The organism is Empedobacter falsenii (assembly GCF_019308355.1).
GTDB classification, from domain to species: Bacteria; Bacteroidota; Bacteroidia; order Flavobacteriales; family Weeksellaceae; genus Empedobacter; species Empedobacter falsenii_B.
Map to the genome: position 1 here is coordinate 25,696 of NZ_JAAGKM010000006.1, position 16,253 is coordinate 41,948.

Annotated in this window: 16 protein-coding genes; 5 read left to right on the forward strand and 11 right to left on the reverse strand. The window is 30.4% G+C overall.

The annotated features are described in order from the left end of the window. Nucleotides 1-74: 74 nt before the first annotated feature. Entirely contained in the window at nucleotides 75-515 is a 441-nt protein-coding gene (locus tag G0Q09_RS04295) for a hypothetical protein (RefSeq protein WP_219034078.1), read from the forward strand. 223 nt (nucleotides 516-738) lie between these two features. Here G0Q09_RS04295 and G0Q09_RS04300 read toward each other — a convergent pair whose 3' ends face one another. From G0Q09_RS04300 to G0Q09_RS04320, 5 genes are all read right to left on the reverse strand, one after another. After that, the gene (locus tag G0Q09_RS04300; RefSeq protein ID WP_219034079.1) at nucleotides 739-1,050 is read right to left on the reverse strand and encodes a hypothetical protein; all 312 of its coding nucleotides are present in this window, start codon (nucleotides 1,048-1,050) and stop codon (nucleotides 739-741) included. A 12-nt stretch (nucleotides 1,051-1,062) separates the two neighbouring features. Then, a complete protein-coding gene (locus G0Q09_RS04305) occupies nucleotides 1,063-2,148 on the reverse strand; it encodes a hypothetical protein (protein ID WP_219034080.1) in 1,086 nt (361 codons plus the stop codon). Beyond that, entirely contained in the window at nucleotides 2,111-2,485 is a 375-nt protein-coding gene (locus tag G0Q09_RS04310) for a hypothetical protein (RefSeq protein WP_219034081.1), read from the reverse strand. The genes G0Q09_RS04305 and G0Q09_RS04310 overlap by 38 nt, the downstream gene beginning before the upstream one ends. A 12-nt stretch (nucleotides 2,486-2,497) precedes the next feature. Beyond that, the gene (locus G0Q09_RS04315) at nucleotides 2,498-3,649 is read right to left on the reverse strand and encodes an ABC transporter ATP-binding protein (protein ID WP_219034082.1); all 1,152 of its coding nucleotides are present in this window, start codon (nucleotides 3,647-3,649) and stop codon (nucleotides 2,498-2,500) included. A 562-nt stretch (nucleotides 3,650-4,211) separates the two neighbouring features. After that, nucleotides 4,212-5,402 carry a phosphoglycerate kinase gene (locus tag G0Q09_RS04320; protein ID WP_219034083.1) on the reverse strand — a complete coding sequence of 397 codons (1,191 nt, stop codon included), beginning with the start codon at nucleotides 5,400-5,402 and terminating at the stop codon, nucleotides 4,212-4,214. A gap of 542 nt (nucleotides 5,403-5,944) precedes the next feature. On the opposite strand from G0Q09_RS04320, the gene rpiB reads away from it, so the two are divergent. Beyond that, complete coding sequence (rpiB, locus tag G0Q09_RS04325; protein WP_038336192.1) at nucleotides 5,945-6,385, forward strand: ribose 5-phosphate isomerase B; 441 nt, start codon at nucleotides 5,945-5,947, stop codon at nucleotides 6,383-6,385. 233 nt (nucleotides 6,386-6,618) lie between these two features. Continuing rightward, complete coding sequence (gene asnA / locus G0Q09_RS04330) at nucleotides 6,619-7,623, forward strand: aspartate--ammonia ligase (protein ID WP_038336194.1); 1,005 nt, start codon at nucleotides 6,619-6,621, stop codon at nucleotides 7,621-7,623. 133 nt (nucleotides 7,624-7,756) lie between these two features. On the opposite strand, the gene G0Q09_RS04335 is transcribed toward asnA, so the two are convergent. Together G0Q09_RS04335 and G0Q09_RS04340 are read right to left on the reverse strand one after the other, a co-directional pair. Beyond that, complete coding sequence (locus G0Q09_RS04335; protein ID WP_219034084.1) at nucleotides 7,757-8,221, reverse strand: glycosyltransferase family protein; 465 nt, start codon at nucleotides 8,219-8,221, stop codon at nucleotides 7,757-7,759. Then, a complete protein-coding gene (locus tag G0Q09_RS04340) occupies nucleotides 8,175-8,555 on the reverse strand; it encodes a glycosyltransferase family 25 protein (RefSeq protein ID WP_219034085.1) in 381 nt (126 codons plus the stop codon). Before G0Q09_RS04340 ends, G0Q09_RS04335 begins: the two co-directional genes overlap by 47 nt. Nucleotides 8,556-8,833: 278 nt before the next feature. Here G0Q09_RS04340 and rnr point away from each other — a divergent pair, with 278 nt between their 5' ends. Both rnr and G0Q09_RS04350 read left to right on the forward strand, forming a co-directional pair. After that, entirely contained in the window at nucleotides 8,834-10,993 is a 2,160-nt protein-coding gene (rnr, locus tag G0Q09_RS04345; RefSeq protein WP_219034086.1) for a ribonuclease R, read from the forward strand. A gap of 41 nt (nucleotides 10,994-11,034) precedes the next feature. After that, nucleotides 11,035-11,718, forward strand: coding sequence for a LysE family translocator (locus G0Q09_RS04350; protein ID WP_219034087.1), 684 nt, complete (start codon nucleotides 11,035-11,037; stop codon nucleotides 11,716-11,718). 153 nt (nucleotides 11,719-11,871) lie between these two features. Here G0Q09_RS04350 and G0Q09_RS04355 read toward each other — a convergent pair whose 3' ends face one another. The 4 genes from G0Q09_RS04355 to G0Q09_RS04370 form a co-directional block, all read right to left on the reverse strand. Continuing rightward, a complete protein-coding gene (locus G0Q09_RS04355) occupies nucleotides 11,872-12,171 on the reverse strand; it encodes a hypothetical protein (RefSeq protein WP_219034088.1) in 300 nt (99 codons plus the stop codon). A 123-nt stretch (nucleotides 12,172-12,294) separates the two neighbouring features. Next, nucleotides 12,295-13,347, reverse strand: coding sequence for an alkaline phosphatase family protein (locus G0Q09_RS04360; protein ID WP_219034089.1), 1,053 nt, complete (start codon nucleotides 13,345-13,347; stop codon nucleotides 12,295-12,297). Nucleotides 13,348-13,404: 57 nt separating this feature from the next. After that, nucleotides 13,405-14,436 (reverse strand): glycosyltransferase family 9 protein, encoded by a 1,032-nt coding sequence (locus G0Q09_RS04365; protein WP_257468057.1) that lies wholly within the window; start codon nucleotides 14,434-14,436, stop codon nucleotides 13,405-13,407. After that, complete coding sequence (locus tag G0Q09_RS04370; RefSeq protein WP_219034090.1) at nucleotides 14,390-16,240, reverse strand: monovalent cation:proton antiporter-2 (CPA2) family protein; 1,851 nt, start codon at nucleotides 16,238-16,240, stop codon at nucleotides 14,390-14,392. Before G0Q09_RS04370 ends, G0Q09_RS04365 begins: the two co-directional genes overlap by 47 nt. Between the last annotated feature and the right edge of the window lie 13 nt (nucleotides 16,241-16,253).

Here is a 16,253-nt window from a genome sequence, read left to right on the forward strand (position 1 = left end):
GTGTTGCAACTTTGTTTCAAGAAAAATGAAAAGAATATAATTCTAACATTTAGTTGTAAACAAAAACATAGATTATGAAAAAAGCATTTTTATTAGCAAATATAATGATGGTTATGGCAGTTTCTGCTCAACAAAGACCACAACAAGGTGAACGATCTGGAAATAGAAAAGAGCAAAGAGAACGCCCAACTGTAGATCAACAATTGAAAGAATTTGATCAATATAATTTGAGTTCTGCTCAAAAGAAAAAAGTAAAATCGTTGTTAGAGAGTAGAGATTCTGACATGAAAAAAGAGTTTACAAACAGAGACAAAAATTCTACTCAAAAAGGAGAAAGAGGCTCTCGACCAGAAAAAGGTACAAACGATTTTGATACTAAATTAGAGAAAATTTTAGACAAAAATCAGTTCAATCAATACAAACAAGATCGTGAAAAGCGTATGAAATCTAATAAATTTAGTATGCACAAAAAACGTGATGCGAAAGGAAATAGACCTTCGTCTAAATGTGCATAAAATCATAAAAATTAGGGTTAACCTACAAATTTTGATGGTTAACCTCTATTAATTTAAATTTTGAAAGAATATTTTAAAATTTGTGTGAGTTTAAAAATTATTATTGATTAACACAATGTGTTATTTCATTTCATAAGTAAGTTTTTTTTAAAGTAGTTTTTAAAATTCATTTTCATTCAATTATCAAGTGAAAAGCGAGCCGATTTAGCTCGCTTTTCTTTTTTTATTCTTCTGGCATTGCTTGCCATTTTTTGTAAAGATTGATGATGAAATAAAAACTTATTAAATATAAAATTGGATTGATGTAAAGAAAAATTTCTGCAAATTCTTGTAACAGCAATAATTCTTTATTTGTTTGTCTAAACTCATAAATATTCATATGTTTATTTGCTTCATATAACATTTCTTCACGCAAATCTGTGTAAAAACTAAGCATCACAATTCCAATAAAAATATTGGTCGCAACAAACCAATTAAGATTAACACCTGTCAAAACTTTATATTTTTTGGAACGTAAGCCAATTAGTGTAGTCACTATAAATGCAATTTAAAAAACAAATAAAATAATATAAGGTGTGAATTGTGTATAACCAATACTTGCATCGATAGAAATTCCGAAAACGCTTCCTAAAATTGCCAAAATTCCTGCGCCAATCAATGAAATTAACCAAACTTTGAACGAACTAAATCTGAATGTAATAATAAGAACGGTAATAACTAAAGCGATTAGTAAATAGTACTGAATATGTTCTAACCAAGTGGAACTATATTTCGAAAACTCAATATTTTCATACACTTTGTTTAAACTATCTTGGTGGATATAATCATTCAGTTTTTTATCTACAGTTTGATAAGGATCAATATAATTCAATTTATGATCAATGAAATAATACGGATATTGAGGCAAATAATCAATCCACTTTTTATGTTTGAACTGATACCCAATTTCTTGCTTTTTTAATAAATCGGTATAATTATTCAATAAATTTTCAATTACTTTTCGATCATTTTTTTGCAACAAAGCAATCCATTGTCCATCATAAAATTGATGATTTAAAGTAGAATCTTTCGGATTGTTAAAAGCCAAAACACTATAATTATACAAACTTGCTAAGTTGTAATAAACATCTGGTTTTCCACCAGAATTTAATGTTACTGCAGCAGAATCGACAACAGCATAAGTTGAATCTACAGCTACTGTAGTAGGATAGTCCATTTCTTCTTGAAATGAATCTGTAGATGAATTATTCTTTTTAAGAGGTTGATACGTTTGATTAAAATTAATTTTAGAATAACTAAATCGATCCGGAAAATAATCTCTTAATAAGGTTTCAAATTCAGGATTTCTGAAATACGGATCCAAAAAAGCATCATATGAGTATGTTGGATTTTTTCTTAAATATTCTCTCTTATTTTTTTCATATAATTCTCTTGTTTCTTTTTCCGAAACCAACGAATCAAAAGCTGGAACAGGCAAATTTCTCGAATAATTATCGTACCCAAAATTTGGTTGCAACGTAAAACCTTGCGCTCTATTGATAATATCGATATCTTTCAAATATTGCTCTTCAGTTATATAATTTGAAACACGAAATTTAAGACCAGTTTTGAACGAATTTGGTACATAAAACATCAAAAATATAATGAAGAAAACGGCCAAAAAATTTTTTGAATAAATAATTTCTTGAGGTTGGATAATTTGATTTGAAACGATTATTTTTTATATAGAAATACAACCAAATAACGCCGATAATGTCACCAATTAATAGGTAATAAATTGCAATTCCTGAGTTGAAAAACACTTCATAAAGTCCAGTTACTTGCAGTTGAGATTTTTTAGTAAAAAACAAAAAACCATTGATAAATGCAATCAAGTTGAAAACTAAAACCGTCAACAAAATCCAAATAAATTTCAGATTCCAAATCAATGGATATTTGGTAATTAAAGTTTGATTTATTTTTTTGAACATAGTTGGTTGGTTTTAATTGACAAAAAAGCGACGACTTGATTTCGAAATATCTCGAATGTATTTTACTTTCAATAATGATTTTCCGATTTCAGACAAAATCATATTCATCGAAATTTCATCATCAAAATATGCGATATATGATCCTCCATTGAATTTTATCTGTTTAATTTCGATGTTAGATAAAGCTGTTAATAACTCTTCTTTGGTATTTTCAACATCAATTTCAACAATCGTAAAATCACCTTCCAAATCATTTGTATCTCCTTGTATTTTAAGCTTTCCTTGCTCTAAAAAGAGAACTTCTGTCGATACTTTTTCAACTTCGTACAATTGTTGAGAACTCAAAATAACACCAAAAGGATTTCGGATTGATTGTGATAAAAATTTCAAATCTTCAAGAATAATTTGTTGTGCCAAAATATCTAAATTAGCCAAAGGCTCATCTAACAACAATACTTTTGGACGACGCAATAACGTTCGCGCGAGCTCGAATCGCATTTTATAACCAGACGACAATTGTCGCCATTGCAAATCCTTGTAAGGCCAAAGCCCCAAACGCGCCAACATAACATTCGCTAATAACCTATTTTCTTCGTTGTAAATATCATAACATGTCAAGGTAAATTGCAGATTTTCCATCAACGAACCATATAAAACTTCGATTCGTTGCGGCACATAAACTAATTTTGTTTTCAGCTCAAAACTAAACGGTTTTGCTTTAGAAAAATGATAAATTATTTCGCCAGAAGTTGGTTTCAATTCACCACAAATTAAACGTAATAAAGTCGTTTTTCCATTTCCATTCTCTCCAACTAATCCAACAACTTCTCGTGATTTCAAATCAAAAGTAATGGGATGGAGTTTAAAATTTCGACGATGATAAGCTTTTTCAACATTGTTGGTTGATATCAATGTTTCTTCTTTCTGAAAGGGAGGAGGAGAAGCTTGTTTTAACTTTTCCACCAATTGTAAAGCCTGCGTTATTTTATTTTCGTTCGTAGAATTTTCGGTGTAATAAAGATCCGAATAGGAGATAATCTCTTTGTAAAAAGATTTCTCACCCAAATCCAACACGCAATCAATTAATCGGCGATAGCCCAAATCAAGATCATTGTGCTGCAAATGATTTTCTACTTCGTTTAGTCGTTGGTTAAATTCATTCATAGATTGATTATTAAATCATTACGAATATAACAATCCTTTTCTATAAATAAAATGGCTAATTGTAGGGAGATTTCAGTTTCAACAATTTTTGATAAACTTTCTTAATTACTTTTTAATTCATTATTTATCAAGTTTTTATAATTAACAATTTTAACTTTATTAAATCAATTTAGTTCTAAAATCATCATTATTCACAAGTTTTAATAAAGTTTATTCATAACTTTTTAATTCATTTATATTGAATAGTTTACTATTAACAATTTGAGTAATTAATCAAGCTATAAACATTCTTTTTATAACTCAGTTGAAAAGTAGTTAATTTATTAAATAACAAGTGATTACTATTAACAATTTTAGAATCATTGAGATTCCTCCTAACGTTGGAATGGCAGAAAATTTGATGCTAAAAAAAAATGTCATTCTGAACGAAACGACAGCAAAGTGAAGAACCTAATCATTAAGATGAGAAGTTGAAATAAATTCAGCTTAACAATTAAGACAAAAAAAGTCGAGCAAATGCTCGACTTAATTTTTTACTATTTTAAGTATTTTTTTCCTTTTCTTATTTTAAAATCGCAACAACTCCTGGTAATTCTTTACCTTCCAACGATTCTAACATTGCACCACCTCCTGTAGAAACGTAGCTTACTTTGTCGTCGTAACCAAATTGTTTTACGAAAGCAACAGAATCTCCACCACCAACAAGCGAGAAAGCGCCGTTTGCCGTAGCTTCAGCAATTGCATCACCTAAAGCAATAGTTCCTTTTGCAAAATTTGACATTTCAAAAACACCTAAAGGACCATTCCAAAGAATTGTTTTCGAATTGTTAATTACATCTGCAAAAACTTTTGACGATTCTTCACCAACATCCATTCCCATCCATCCATCAGGAATTTGATCCGAAGGAACTGTTTGTGTATTTGCATCATTACTGAAATTATCAGCAATTACATTGTCAACCGGTAAATAAACTTTTACATTATGTTTTTCACATTCAGCCAAAATTTCTTTCGCTAAATCTAATTTATCATCTTCTACCAACGAATTTCCAATATTTCCGCCATTTGCTTTTACAAATGTATACGTCATTCCACCACCAATAATCAAGTTATCAATAACGGGTAAAATATTGTTGATAATCGTAATTTTAGAAGATACTTTAGCTCCTCCAAGTACCGCTGTTACAGGTTTTTCTCCGTCTGATAACACTTTGTTAATAGCTGTTAATTCTTGTTCCATTAACAAACCAAAACATTTATTTCCCGGGAAAAATTCAGCAATAATTGCAGTCGAAGCATGTGCGCGGTGTGCTGTTCCGAAAGCGTCATTCACATAAATATCTCCAAATTGAGCCAATGATTTTGCAAAGTCTTTATCTCCAGCTTCTTCCTCATTATGGAAACGAACATTCTCCAATAATAAAACTTGGCCTGGTTTTAGATTACTAACTTTTTGTTTCGCATCATCGCCAATAACATCATTCGCAACGATCACATCAACACCAAGAATTTCTGAAACTTTTGATGCAATATGTTTTAATGAATATTTATCATTGAATTCGCCTTTAGGACGTCCCAAATGACTCATTAATACAACAGCGCCACCATCTTTCAATATTTTGTCGATCGTTGGTTTTGCAGCTCTAATACGTGTATCATCTGTCACATTTAAATTTTCGTCTTGCGGAACATTGAAGTCAACACGAATCAATGCTTTCTTGTTTTCGAAATTGTAGTCGTTGATTGTTTTCATATTTTGATTTGAAATTTTGAACTACACAAAAGTAATCAAACTTTCATTTTGAGACTTAAAATCATTCAATACAATTTTCAACTATTAACAATTCATAATAATATATATAGTTTAATTAATTTTTAAATTTTAAAAAAAGAAAAAAATGTTACTATTATTAGCACTGTTAATATGTGGATAACTAAAGTGAGATAAATTTTATTTAATAGCAATTAACAAGCTATTATTTGTAATTTTGTTTTGTAATGAAAGAGTTAGATATTCTATCAACAATTTATCATTTTGGTTGATAAACAACTTTTGTTAAAAAGAAGTTTTGTGAAAACTATTCATAACGGTGTGTAAATCTTTTATGCCAAAATGAAAACTTTTACTTGACTTGTATTGATTTATTTCTAATTGATTTTTTGAATCAGATTTCCAAATTTTTCTCTCGAAAAGTTATTAGTTTTATTCAATCATCTTTTAACAAGTTGTTACTTTTACTTAACATTTGATTTACAATTATTTAAACAAAAACAACAAAAACACCTGTTAATTAAATGAAAATTGCAATCGGAGCGGACCATGCTGGGTTCGATTATAAGGAGAAATTAGTACCCTTTTTAACAAGTCAAGGATTTGAGGTTGAGGATTTTGGTACGTTCTCAACAGCGAGTGTTGATTACCCTGATTTTGCACACCCAACGGCACAAGCTGTGGAAGATGGAAAAGCAGATTTCGGAATTTTGATTTGTGGTAGTGCGCAAGGCGTTACAATGACTGCAAATAAACACCAAGGAATTCGTGCTGCATTATGTTGGATGATGGATATTGCCAAGTTAGCTCGTCAACACAATAATGCAAATGTGTTAACTTTACCTGCACGCTTTATTGCGTATGAATATGCAGAAGAAATTGTGAATACATTTTTAGCAACAGAATTTGAAGGTGGTCGTCACCAAGGACGCGTAGATAAAATTGCTTGTTCATACAACGGATAATTTTATACATCTATTATAAGATATAAAATCGGTCAATTCGTTAGAGTTTACCGATTTTTATTTTAAAAATTAAATTTAAAACTATTATAAAGTTTAAATAGTTAAGTATAAACAATATTTTATATTTAAAATTAAATATTTTTAAACCAATTTAAGTCAATAGTATATTTATTGATTTTAGCTGTTCTACTTTTACATCAGTTAAAAAAACAAATCATTTAAAGATTAAAAAGATGAGCAGAGCATTATTACGTAGAGAACAAGCAATCTCTTTTGTAAAAGAAGAATTTTCGAAAGGATTACAAAAAGAATTAAACATTATTCCAGTTTCTGGACCATTGGTAGTTTTGGATGGAACAGGTATTAATGATGATTTGAATAGTATCGAAAGACCTGTAAAATTCCCTATAAAATCTTTGAATGATAAAAATGCGGTAGTTGTACATTCTTTGGCAAAATGGAAACGTATTCGTTTGAAAGAATTAGAAATTGAGCCAGGCGAAGGAATTATAACAGATATGCGCGCTTTGCGTCCAGACGAAGATTATTCGCCAATTCACTCTATTTATGTGGATCAATGGGATTGGGAAAAAGTAATTGTGCCGCAAGATCGCCAATTGGATTATCTTTTTTCGACAGTAAAATCGATTTATGAAGTTATTAAAAAAACGGAGCAAAATGTAGAAGCAAAATATCCACAATTGAAAGCTGTTTTACCAGAACAAATTACATTTATTTCGTCTGAAGATTTATTACAGAAATATCCAACTCTTACGCCGAAAGAAAGAGAAAATGCAATTTGTAAAGAATTTGGAGCTGTTTTTATTTACGGAATTGGAGGAGAATTGAGTAATGGAGAATTACACGATGCACGTGCTGCTGATTATGACGATTGGAGTACAGAAAACAGTGCTGGTTTTAGAGGTCTTAATGGTGATATTTTAGTTTGGAACCCTGTTTTAGAATCTGCTTTCGAGTTATCCTCGATGGGAATTCGTGTAGATAAAGAAGCTTTGACCAAACAATTAGAAATTAGAGATTTTTCGGATCGTAAAAATTTATTATTTCACTCGATGTTGTTAGATGATCAGTTAACAGAATCAATTGGAGGTGGAATTGGACAATCTCGTATGTGTATGTTTATGTTGAAATCTCGACATATTGGCGAAGTACAAGCGAGTATTTGGGACGGAAAAGTAAAAGAAAAATTAAAAGAAGAAAGCATCGAATTATTATAAATGAAAAAGCAGTTTCAAAGTCTTGAAACTGCTATTTTTGTATTTTATATAGAAATTAACAATGTTTATAACTGTTGATAAAGGTTGTTAATTTATTTTAATTCAGTAACTTAATAAGTGTAATAATTGTTGATTAAGAAATTCTTTCATTTTTCTTCACAATAAAACTATCATAGAATTTTTTGAAACCATAATGATTAATTAAATAGAAATATTTAGGAAATAATCGATTCAATTCGTATTGAATTTGTTTTGGAAATTTAGACTTTCTTAAACTGCGATTAATCTGAATTTGCGTTTCTACTGGAGCTGGTTTAACAAGCGATGGAAGAAGGTTGTAAATTCTTAAATCAAATTCCCAAGCATGCTGCAAATCACAATCAATTGGACGTTGAATCATAGGTAGTGGCATTTTAATTTTATTCAAAAATTTTTCGGCGGCCTTTCTTGTCCAAATGGCTGCAATTGTTGTGATTGGAATACTTGTTCCACAAGCACCAATAATGTATTTATTATCCACATCAGCAATTTTTATATGTTTTCGTTTTCCATTAAATAACTTCAAAATATCCCAATGATCCTTCACTTCTAAATTCATTATATTGATTCATGGCTTTTTCGATAGCAGATTTAAAATCATCAACCAAAATTGCATCATCTTCTATAATCAAAGCAAAATCATTTTCAGAAGTCAAAAAAGTTTCTAGCGTTTTCACATGACTCAAATAACAACCAATTTCTCCAGGAACTAAATCTCGGTCATATTTATTTTTTACTTTATAGGTTGGCGAATCCAAAGTTTTGGCATCTACAGCAGAAATTCTTTCGTAAGTAATCTCACATTTTTCGAATTCTTTTTGCATCAATTCAAGCCGATCCGTAGCTCGATCAAGATTAATCAAGTAGGTCTGGTATAATGATTTAGTTTTCATTCAATTAATTATCAATGCAAAAATAGCTTTTTTGGCTCAATTTTCGCAATAAATCAAAACATTACAAGTAATCTTATCCTTTCCGTAACATAGAATTGGCTGTAAATTGTTATTTTAGAAAAAGGATATATTACCTTTGCAGTGGATATGTTGTTTATTAACATCTTATCAATAGTTATTAAAAACAATTTGATAATCAAATAATTAAGATGTTTATTTATTAACTATTTTAAAATAAATCTCGAAAAAACAAGAAGAGATTTTACAGAAAACAAATTATGCCAAGAAGAAATTTTAAAAATACAAAGGCGAAAAAAGACAAAAACATAACAAAGTTTACGAAGTCTATCATCGAAGTTTTATTTCAAAATCCGAATAAACCTTTAAATTATAAACAAATTGCAGCAGCTTTAAACCTAACAAATCGAATTGATACAGAATTATTGATTAAGAATTTGAATGTTTTATTAGCTGACAAAAAGATTTCTGAAGTAGAAAGAGGAAAATACAAAATCAATGCAACCAATGATTATATGGTTGGGATTGCGGATTTGACTTCTTCGGGAAGCGCTTATATTATGATTGATGGTCTTGAACAAGATGTCTTTGTACAAAAAGGAAAAACGCGAAATGCTTTAATGGGCGATACGGTTCGCGTATATGTTTATCCAAAAAAACATGCCAATCAATCGAGAGCAGACGGAGAAATTGTAGAAATTATCGAGCGTAATAAAACTGAATTTACAGGAATTTTCGAGTTAGGAAAGAACGGAAATTTTGGTTTTGTAACGATGCAAAATGGTAACCACGATTTCTTTATTCCGAAAGAGAAAATTAAAAATGCTCAACCAGGAGAAAAAGTTGTGGTTCGATTAACAAATTGGCCAGAAGGATCTAATTCACCATTTGGTGAAATCACGCAAGTTTTGGGTAGTCCAGACGATACGGATGTAGAAATTCATGCAATTTTGTTAGAATACGATTTGCCAGCTCAATTTCCAGAGGAAGTTGAAGAAGAAGCAAATCAGTTGGATACTTCGATAGATGAAGCCGAGGCAGCTCGTCGTAGAGATATGCGAAATATAACGACATTTACAATCGATCCGAAAGATGCAAAAGATTTTGATGATGCTTTATCAATACGAAAATTAGAGAACGGTAACTGGGAAATTGGTGTTCACATTGCTGATGTTACGCATTATGTTCGTCCAGGTTCGTTGATCGAGCAAGAAGCATACAAGCGTGCAACTTCTGTTTATTTGGTGGATAGAGTAGTGCCAATGTTGCCAGAAGTGTTGTCGAATGTTGCGTGTTCTTTGCGTCCAAACGAAGATAAATATACGTTTTCGGGAGTTTTTGAAATGGATGATAATGCGAAGATTGTAAAAACATGGTTTGGTCGGACAGTAACGCATTCGGACAGACGTTTTACTTATGAAGAAGCGCAAGAAATTATCGAAGGAAAAGATGGAGATTTTAAAGATGAAATTTTGACTTTAGATCGTTTAGCAAAAACAATGCGTCAAAAGCGTATGAAATATGGAGCGGTTAATTTTGATAAAGTTGAAGTAAAATTCGATTTAGATCAAACGCATAATCCGCAAGGAATTTTCTTCAAAATTTCGAAAGATTCGAATAAATTGATTGAAGAATTCATGTTATTATGTAACAAAAAAGTTTCTGAATTCATTAGTTTAGATAAACATGGAAAAGAGAATGCGAACACTTATATTTATCGTGTTCACGATGATCCAAATCCAGATAAATTATTAGACTTAAAGAATTTTATTCGCCAATTTGGGTATGAATTAGAGATTGGAGATCGTAAAACAACTATCAATTCTATGAATAAGTTGTTAGCAGAAGTGAAAGGAAAACCAGAAGAAAATATGGTTGAAACTTTGGCAATGCGAACAATGGCGAAAGCAAAATATACAACAGAGAATATAGGACATTACGGTTTAGCGTTCGATTATTACACGCATTTTACATCGCCGATTCGTCGTTATCCAGATATGATTGCGCACCGTTTGTTGCAAGATTATTTAGATGGTAAAAAATCTCCTGCAGCGGCTGTTTACGAAGATAAAGCAAAACATTGTTCATCTCGCGAAAAAATTGCTGCAGAAGCAGAGCGAGAGTCAATAAAATATATGCAAGTAAAATACATGGAGCAATTTGTTGGCGAAACTTTTGATGCTTTTATTACAGGTGTACAAGATTATGGAATCTTTGTTGAAATTCCAGAAACGCGTTGCGAAGGTTTGATTCGTTCTCGTGCTATGAAAGGTGATCATTTTGTTTTTGACGAAAAAAATCATGCTTTAATAGGTAAACGCACACGTGTTAAATATCAGTTAGGAAGTCCGGTTAGAATCAAAGTTTTAAATGCTGATTTAATCAAGAAGCAATTAGATTTTGAATTAGTTGATGCTTAAGTTTCATATTTTAGACTTATCTTGCAGACCTTAATTATGTTATGGAAATAATATTTTCGGCCATACTAATAGGTTTTTTGTTAAGTACAATTCTTATTGGACCTGTATTTTTCTTACTTATTGAAACCAGTTTGCGTAGAAGTTGGAAAACCGCTGTAGTCCTAGATTTAGGGGTTATTGCAGCTGATATTTTATGTATTGCAGCAGCCTATTATGGAAGTAAAGATTTTACAGATTATGTGACCAATCATCCAAAGTTTTACCGCATTTATATCATTGCAGGTTTCTTTGTATTGATTTACGGAATTTTCATGTATTTCTCTAAACCAAAGCTACATATAGAAGGCGAAGCTGGATTTGTAAGCAACAATTATTTGAGAACGTTTATCAATGGATTTATTATGAATTTGTTGAATATCGGTGTCATTGTTTTTTGGTTTGTAATTGTCTCTTCAATTATGATTCAATATCCAAATCCAAGCGATTTTATGCTGTATATGGGCGTTGTTTTGACGACCTATTTTGTAATAGATTTGGGTAAAATATTTTTGGCAGGGAAGCTACAGAAACGTTTTACCGATCAAAAAGTATTTATGGTGCGAAAAGGAGTTGGTATTTGTCTTTTAGTCTTTGGATTAATCATTATCTTAAAAGGTTTCGGATTCTTTAAAGAAATCGATCAAAGGATAGAGCATCAGCTCATTAATCAAGAACAAACAAGTTAGAAATATAAACTCCCATCAAATTTTTTGATGGGAGTTTTTTTATTTCTACTTTATAAAAATAATCTAATTGATTATTGATATCATGAAAAATAAAATAAATAATTAAGTACAAAATAAGGTTGATAATGATGTAATAAAATATGTATTTTAGCATTAATTACAATTCATAAAACCTGTTTTTTTTATTTCTTCTATCAATTTATCAGGATTAGAAACTCTGAAAATTATTTTTGAATCATATTTAGGATTTTTATGAAGAATTTTAATTCCTTTTTCAAAAAAATCGTTAGATGGAATTATATCTATAATATCTTTTTTTAAAAGGATTATTTTAAAGAAAAACAAATAATTTATTATTAACTTATCTTCATAAATATTTATTTGAGCAAGTAAACTTGACATTCTAATAGAGCCTATTATAAGACCTCCCGATTTTGTATAAAGATTGTTCATATTTTTTTAGGTTAAATTATTGATATTGTGAGAGTGAAGTTTTGAATAAATAATTTTACAGTTAGGAATGCTCTGAAAGGCATATTTTATCGTTTTAAACTGCATATCCAAAGCAGACAAATCTTACTTCAATAACGACTTCCCAGAATCCTTATAATTCCATGTTTTTACTTTCATCAAATCAGCAATTGTAGAGGCAATTTGATTGAGATAAGTTTGTTTCTGTTTGAATTTTTTAGGATTAATCCCATTTCCAATCATCAAAATAAAACCTTCGTCTGATCCAGGAATTTCATCATAATGTTCTGGCCATTGTCTTCCATTTCCACGTCCGTGATCAGTTGTTACAATAATAGTTGTTTGATCTTTATAGAATGGATCGCTTTGTACATAATTCCATAATTCCTCAATCATTCTATCATTGCGATTTATTGAAGTAATATATTGATCGTAATCTTCATCATGTCCGTAATCATCAGCTTCTCCATAACCAATAAAAAGTAATTTTGGCTTTTGATTTTTCATCGCTTCTAACGCAAATTCGTGCGTAAAAATATCAAATCTAGTTGCCCACCATTGTTTTGGTGTTTCTAATTGAAAACGTTCGATAAGCAATTCTCGTTCAGATTTGTTTTGATTAAAACTATCTTGATATCCAGCATTTACAAACAATTTAGAACGTTCTTGATTGAAAATATTTGTATACATTCTCCAGCTTCCAAAAGCCATTACCTTATTGTTTAAATTCTTTTGTTGATTTGCAATTTCAAAAACTGAAACATTAGGATTCGGAATATCTTTGTTATTTTTAATTCGCTCATCATCAGCTTTTCCTGTAATAATTTCGTTGTATCCAGGATAAGACCATAATCTTTTGTTGGTCAAATTAACAAAGTTTTGTTCATCACGATTTCCTAAAATAACTCCTTTGTCTTTAATCGTTTTCCACGTAAATGGCATCAATAATTCGCGACGTTTTATAGAATCTTCTGTCCAATATTTTTCATTAGTTTGAACAATAAGTGAGTTGTATTTTTTATCATTTAAAATTGATTTTTCAACTCCTCGGAAAACTTCTTTCCAACGAACACCATCCAGCGTAACCAAAATAACTTTCGGTTCTTGAGCAAATAAAAAATTTGAGAATAAGGCAAGAATAAGAAATGTATACTTCATGTGATTATAATTTCTTATAAAAATAGGAAAAGCATCGATATGATGCTTTTAAAAGTATTATTTTTCTAATTTATCGACGATTTGTTCATAAATATCTTCGGCACTCAAATTTTGAAAATAATCATAATTTTGAAACTTTTTTGGATCTTTTCCAAAGATAGAAGTTGGACGAATTTTCATCGTTTCGTCTTGTATCACATCATTCATAGATTGACCATAACCTAAAAATCCAGCAAATGGATGCGTTCCACCCCAAATAGAAATTGTGCGTGTTCCCATCAACGAAGCTAAATGCATGTTTGCGCTATCCATAGAAATCATTACTTCTAATTTAGCAATTGCTTGTAATTCTTCTTCAAAAGAGATTGTTCCAGCTAAAGATTTGATGTTAGGATTAAAACTTTCCCACGTTTTTAATTCATCAATTTCAATTTTTCCACCGCCAAATAAATAAATTTTGTACCCATTTTCAGCTAATTTCTTCGCAACGATTTTCATCTTTTCGATGGGATACATTTTACTTGTAAAGGCTGCAAAAGGCGCAATTCCAATTGATTTAGATTCTTTAATCGATTTTGGTTCGATTTTATGCTTTAAATTGACGTTAAAACTAAATTGACGCAAAACATCAGCATAGCGCTCAGTTGTTAATTTTAATTGCTTAAAAACGCGATTTTTTTGATTGACTAAAGCTTTTTTCTCCTCACGACCTTTATCTAAAGTAGCCGTTTCTGTTCCGTTAAGTTTGAATAGAGTTGTAATGACTTTTGATCGGATTACGTTGTGAAAATCAGCTACATAATCAAAATTATATTGTTTTAATTCTTTGTATAATTTGAACAAGCTAAAAAAGCTTTTGTAGTCTTTGTTCAAATCAACCGAAATAAATTTGATTTGAGGAAATTGCTTGAAAATATTTCCCATAAAAGGGCGCGAAGCAACATAAACTTCGATGTTAGGATTTTGTTCAATAAACTCTTGTAAAACAGGAGCAATCATTGTAACATCCCCCAAAGCAGAAAAACGTAAAACTAATAGTTTTTTATGATTCGTTTTCTCCATTATTCCTATTGTTAATTTCTTTTGCAACCATTTTCATTTGCTTTTCAAATTCTTGCTTAGATGCTTCAAAATATTGATCAGAATTTTCGGCATGTTTTGCAATTTTACGCAACGATTTTCGGTCACTTTTTATGAAAATTTCTCCAATTTTAGACGCTTCTTCAGGTGAAAAACCATATTTTATAAGGATTTGTCTACCAACGTAAACAGATGAGAAAAAGTTTTCTCGATAAACTTCGTCTATACCATCTTTCAAATAATTATACGCATAACTACGATTTTTTGCACGAACAATAATTTCTAAATTCGGAAAGTTTTTACGAACAATATAAACTAATTTTTGATTAATTTCTGGCGGATCCAAAGCAGCTACAAAATATTTTGCATGTTCAGCACCAGCCGATTTTAGTAAGTTAACATTTGTTGCATCGCCATAAAAAACATTAAAACCCTGCTTGCGCATTTTCTCTACACGCTCACTATCATTATCCAAAACAATCGATTTTATTCCAGTGCTTTTCAAGACACGACTAATTGTGTTTCCAAAATCACCAAAACCAGCAATAATTATTTCACCTTCTGCTGAATGTGGATTTATTTTATCGTTTTCAATGATTGTTTTTACTTTTGTTTTTACACCAAAATATTTTAGAATTAATTTTTCATTTAAGACTAAAAGTAATGGTGTTATTACCATTGTTATCGCAGTTGTAGCTAACATCAAATCGTACCATTCTTTATTTAGAATATCTAAATTTCGAGTCAATGATAAGATAACGAAAGCAAATTCTCCGACTTGTGATAAAAGCAAAATGAACAACCATTTTTGATCAAAATCAAATTTATGTTTGATTCCAATAAACCATAAAACCAATGATTTTATTAACATTATTCCAAATGTTAATCCAAGAATCATAAAAGGTTTATCTGCAATTAATTTGAAGTTAATCGTTGATCCAACAGCAATAAAAAAGATTCCTAATAATAATGATTTGAATGGCTCAATGTCACTTTCTAATTGATGTTTATATTCGTTATTCGCCAAAACAACACCAGCAATAAATGCTCCCAAGGCAGGAGAAATTCCAACTTTTTGCATCAAAATTGAAACTCCAATGACTAAAAGTAGGGCAGAAGCGGTGTAAATTTCTCGAACTTGTAATTGTCCAACATACTTGAAATAAGGTGTAATAATGTATTTTGCAATCACATAAATAAATGTAATTGCACCAAGAATAACCAAGGTTTTCATGAACGCTGGTCCACCAACTAACAAACTTTTAGAATCATCTCCAATGGACTGAATCAAGGAATCTCCAACTAAAAGTGGAATAATTGCTAAGATTGGAATTACCATAATATCTTGAAACAACAAAACTGAAAAAGTTGATTTACCTATGTTTGTTTTGGTCAATCCTTTTTCGCTAAGCGTTTGCATAATAATGGCTGTTGAAGACATGGTTATTGCAAAAGCTATAGAAAGAGCCAAAGAAAAATCCATTTTCAAGGCAAATATTCCGACTAAAGTTGCAATAATTATTGTTCCCAAAACTTGCATTCCACCAAGGTTGATGATTTTATTTTTCATCTTCCAGAATTCCTTTGGATCAAGTTCTAATCCGACCAAAAAAAGCATCATAACTACACCAAATTCTGTGGCGTGCATAATGTCTGTACCGTCATTGCCAACAAATTTCAGCAGATAAGGTCCAATTAAAACTCCGGCAATTAAATATCCCAAAACCGAACCCATTCCTAATTTTTTGGAAATAGGAACGCAGATTACAGCGGAAAATAGAAAAATAAATGCTTGGCCTAAAAAGTCGTTCATTATTTTATAAGGT

Coding starts and splice junctions, on each gene's coding strand:
- G0Q09_RS04295 (WP_219034078.1), top strand. CDS start 75: ATGAAAAAAGCATTTTTATTAGCAAATATAATGATGGTTATGGCAGTT.
- G0Q09_RS04305 (WP_219034080.1), bottom strand. CDS start 2,148: ATGTTTTATGTACCAAATTCGTTCAAAACTGGTCTTAAATTTCGTGTT.
- G0Q09_RS04310 (WP_219034081.1), bottom strand. CDS start 2,485: ATGTTCAAAAAAATAAATCAAACTTTAATTACCAAATATCCATTGATT.
- G0Q09_RS04315 (WP_219034082.1), bottom strand. CDS start 3,649: ATGAATGAATTTAACCAACGACTAAACGAAGTAGAAAATCATTTGCAG.
- G0Q09_RS04320 (WP_219034083.1), bottom strand. CDS start 5,402: ATGAAAACAATCAACGACTACAATTTCGAAAACAAGAAAGCATTGATT.
- rpiB (WP_038336192.1), top strand. CDS start 5,945: ATGAAAATTGCAATCGGAGCGGACCATGCTGGGTTCGATTATAAGGAG.
- asnA (WP_038336194.1), top strand. CDS start 6,619: ATGAGCAGAGCATTATTACGTAGAGAACAAGCAATCTCTTTTGTAAAA.
- G0Q09_RS04335 (WP_219034084.1), bottom strand. CDS start 8,221: ATGAATTTAGAAGTGAAGGATCATTGGGATATTTTGAAGTTATTTAAT.
- G0Q09_RS04340 (WP_219034085.1), bottom strand. CDS start 8,555: ATGAAAACTAAATCATTATACCAGACCTACTTGATTAATCTTGATCGA.
- rnr (WP_219034086.1), top strand. CDS start 8,834: ATGCCAAGAAGAAATTTTAAAAATACAAAGGCGAAAAAAGACAAAAAC.
- G0Q09_RS04350 (WP_219034087.1), top strand. CDS start 11,035: ATGGAAATAATATTTTCGGCCATACTAATAGGTTTTTTGTTAAGTACA.
- G0Q09_RS04355 (WP_219034088.1), bottom strand. CDS start 12,171: ATGAACAATCTTTATACAAAATCGGGAGGTCTTATAATAGGCTCTATT.
- G0Q09_RS04360 (WP_219034089.1), bottom strand. CDS start 13,347: ATGAAGTATACATTTCTTATTCTTGCCTTATTCTCAAATTTTTTATTT.
- G0Q09_RS04370 (WP_219034090.1), bottom strand. CDS start 16,240: ATGAACGACTTTTTAGGCCAAGCATTTATTTTTCTATTTTCCGCTGTA.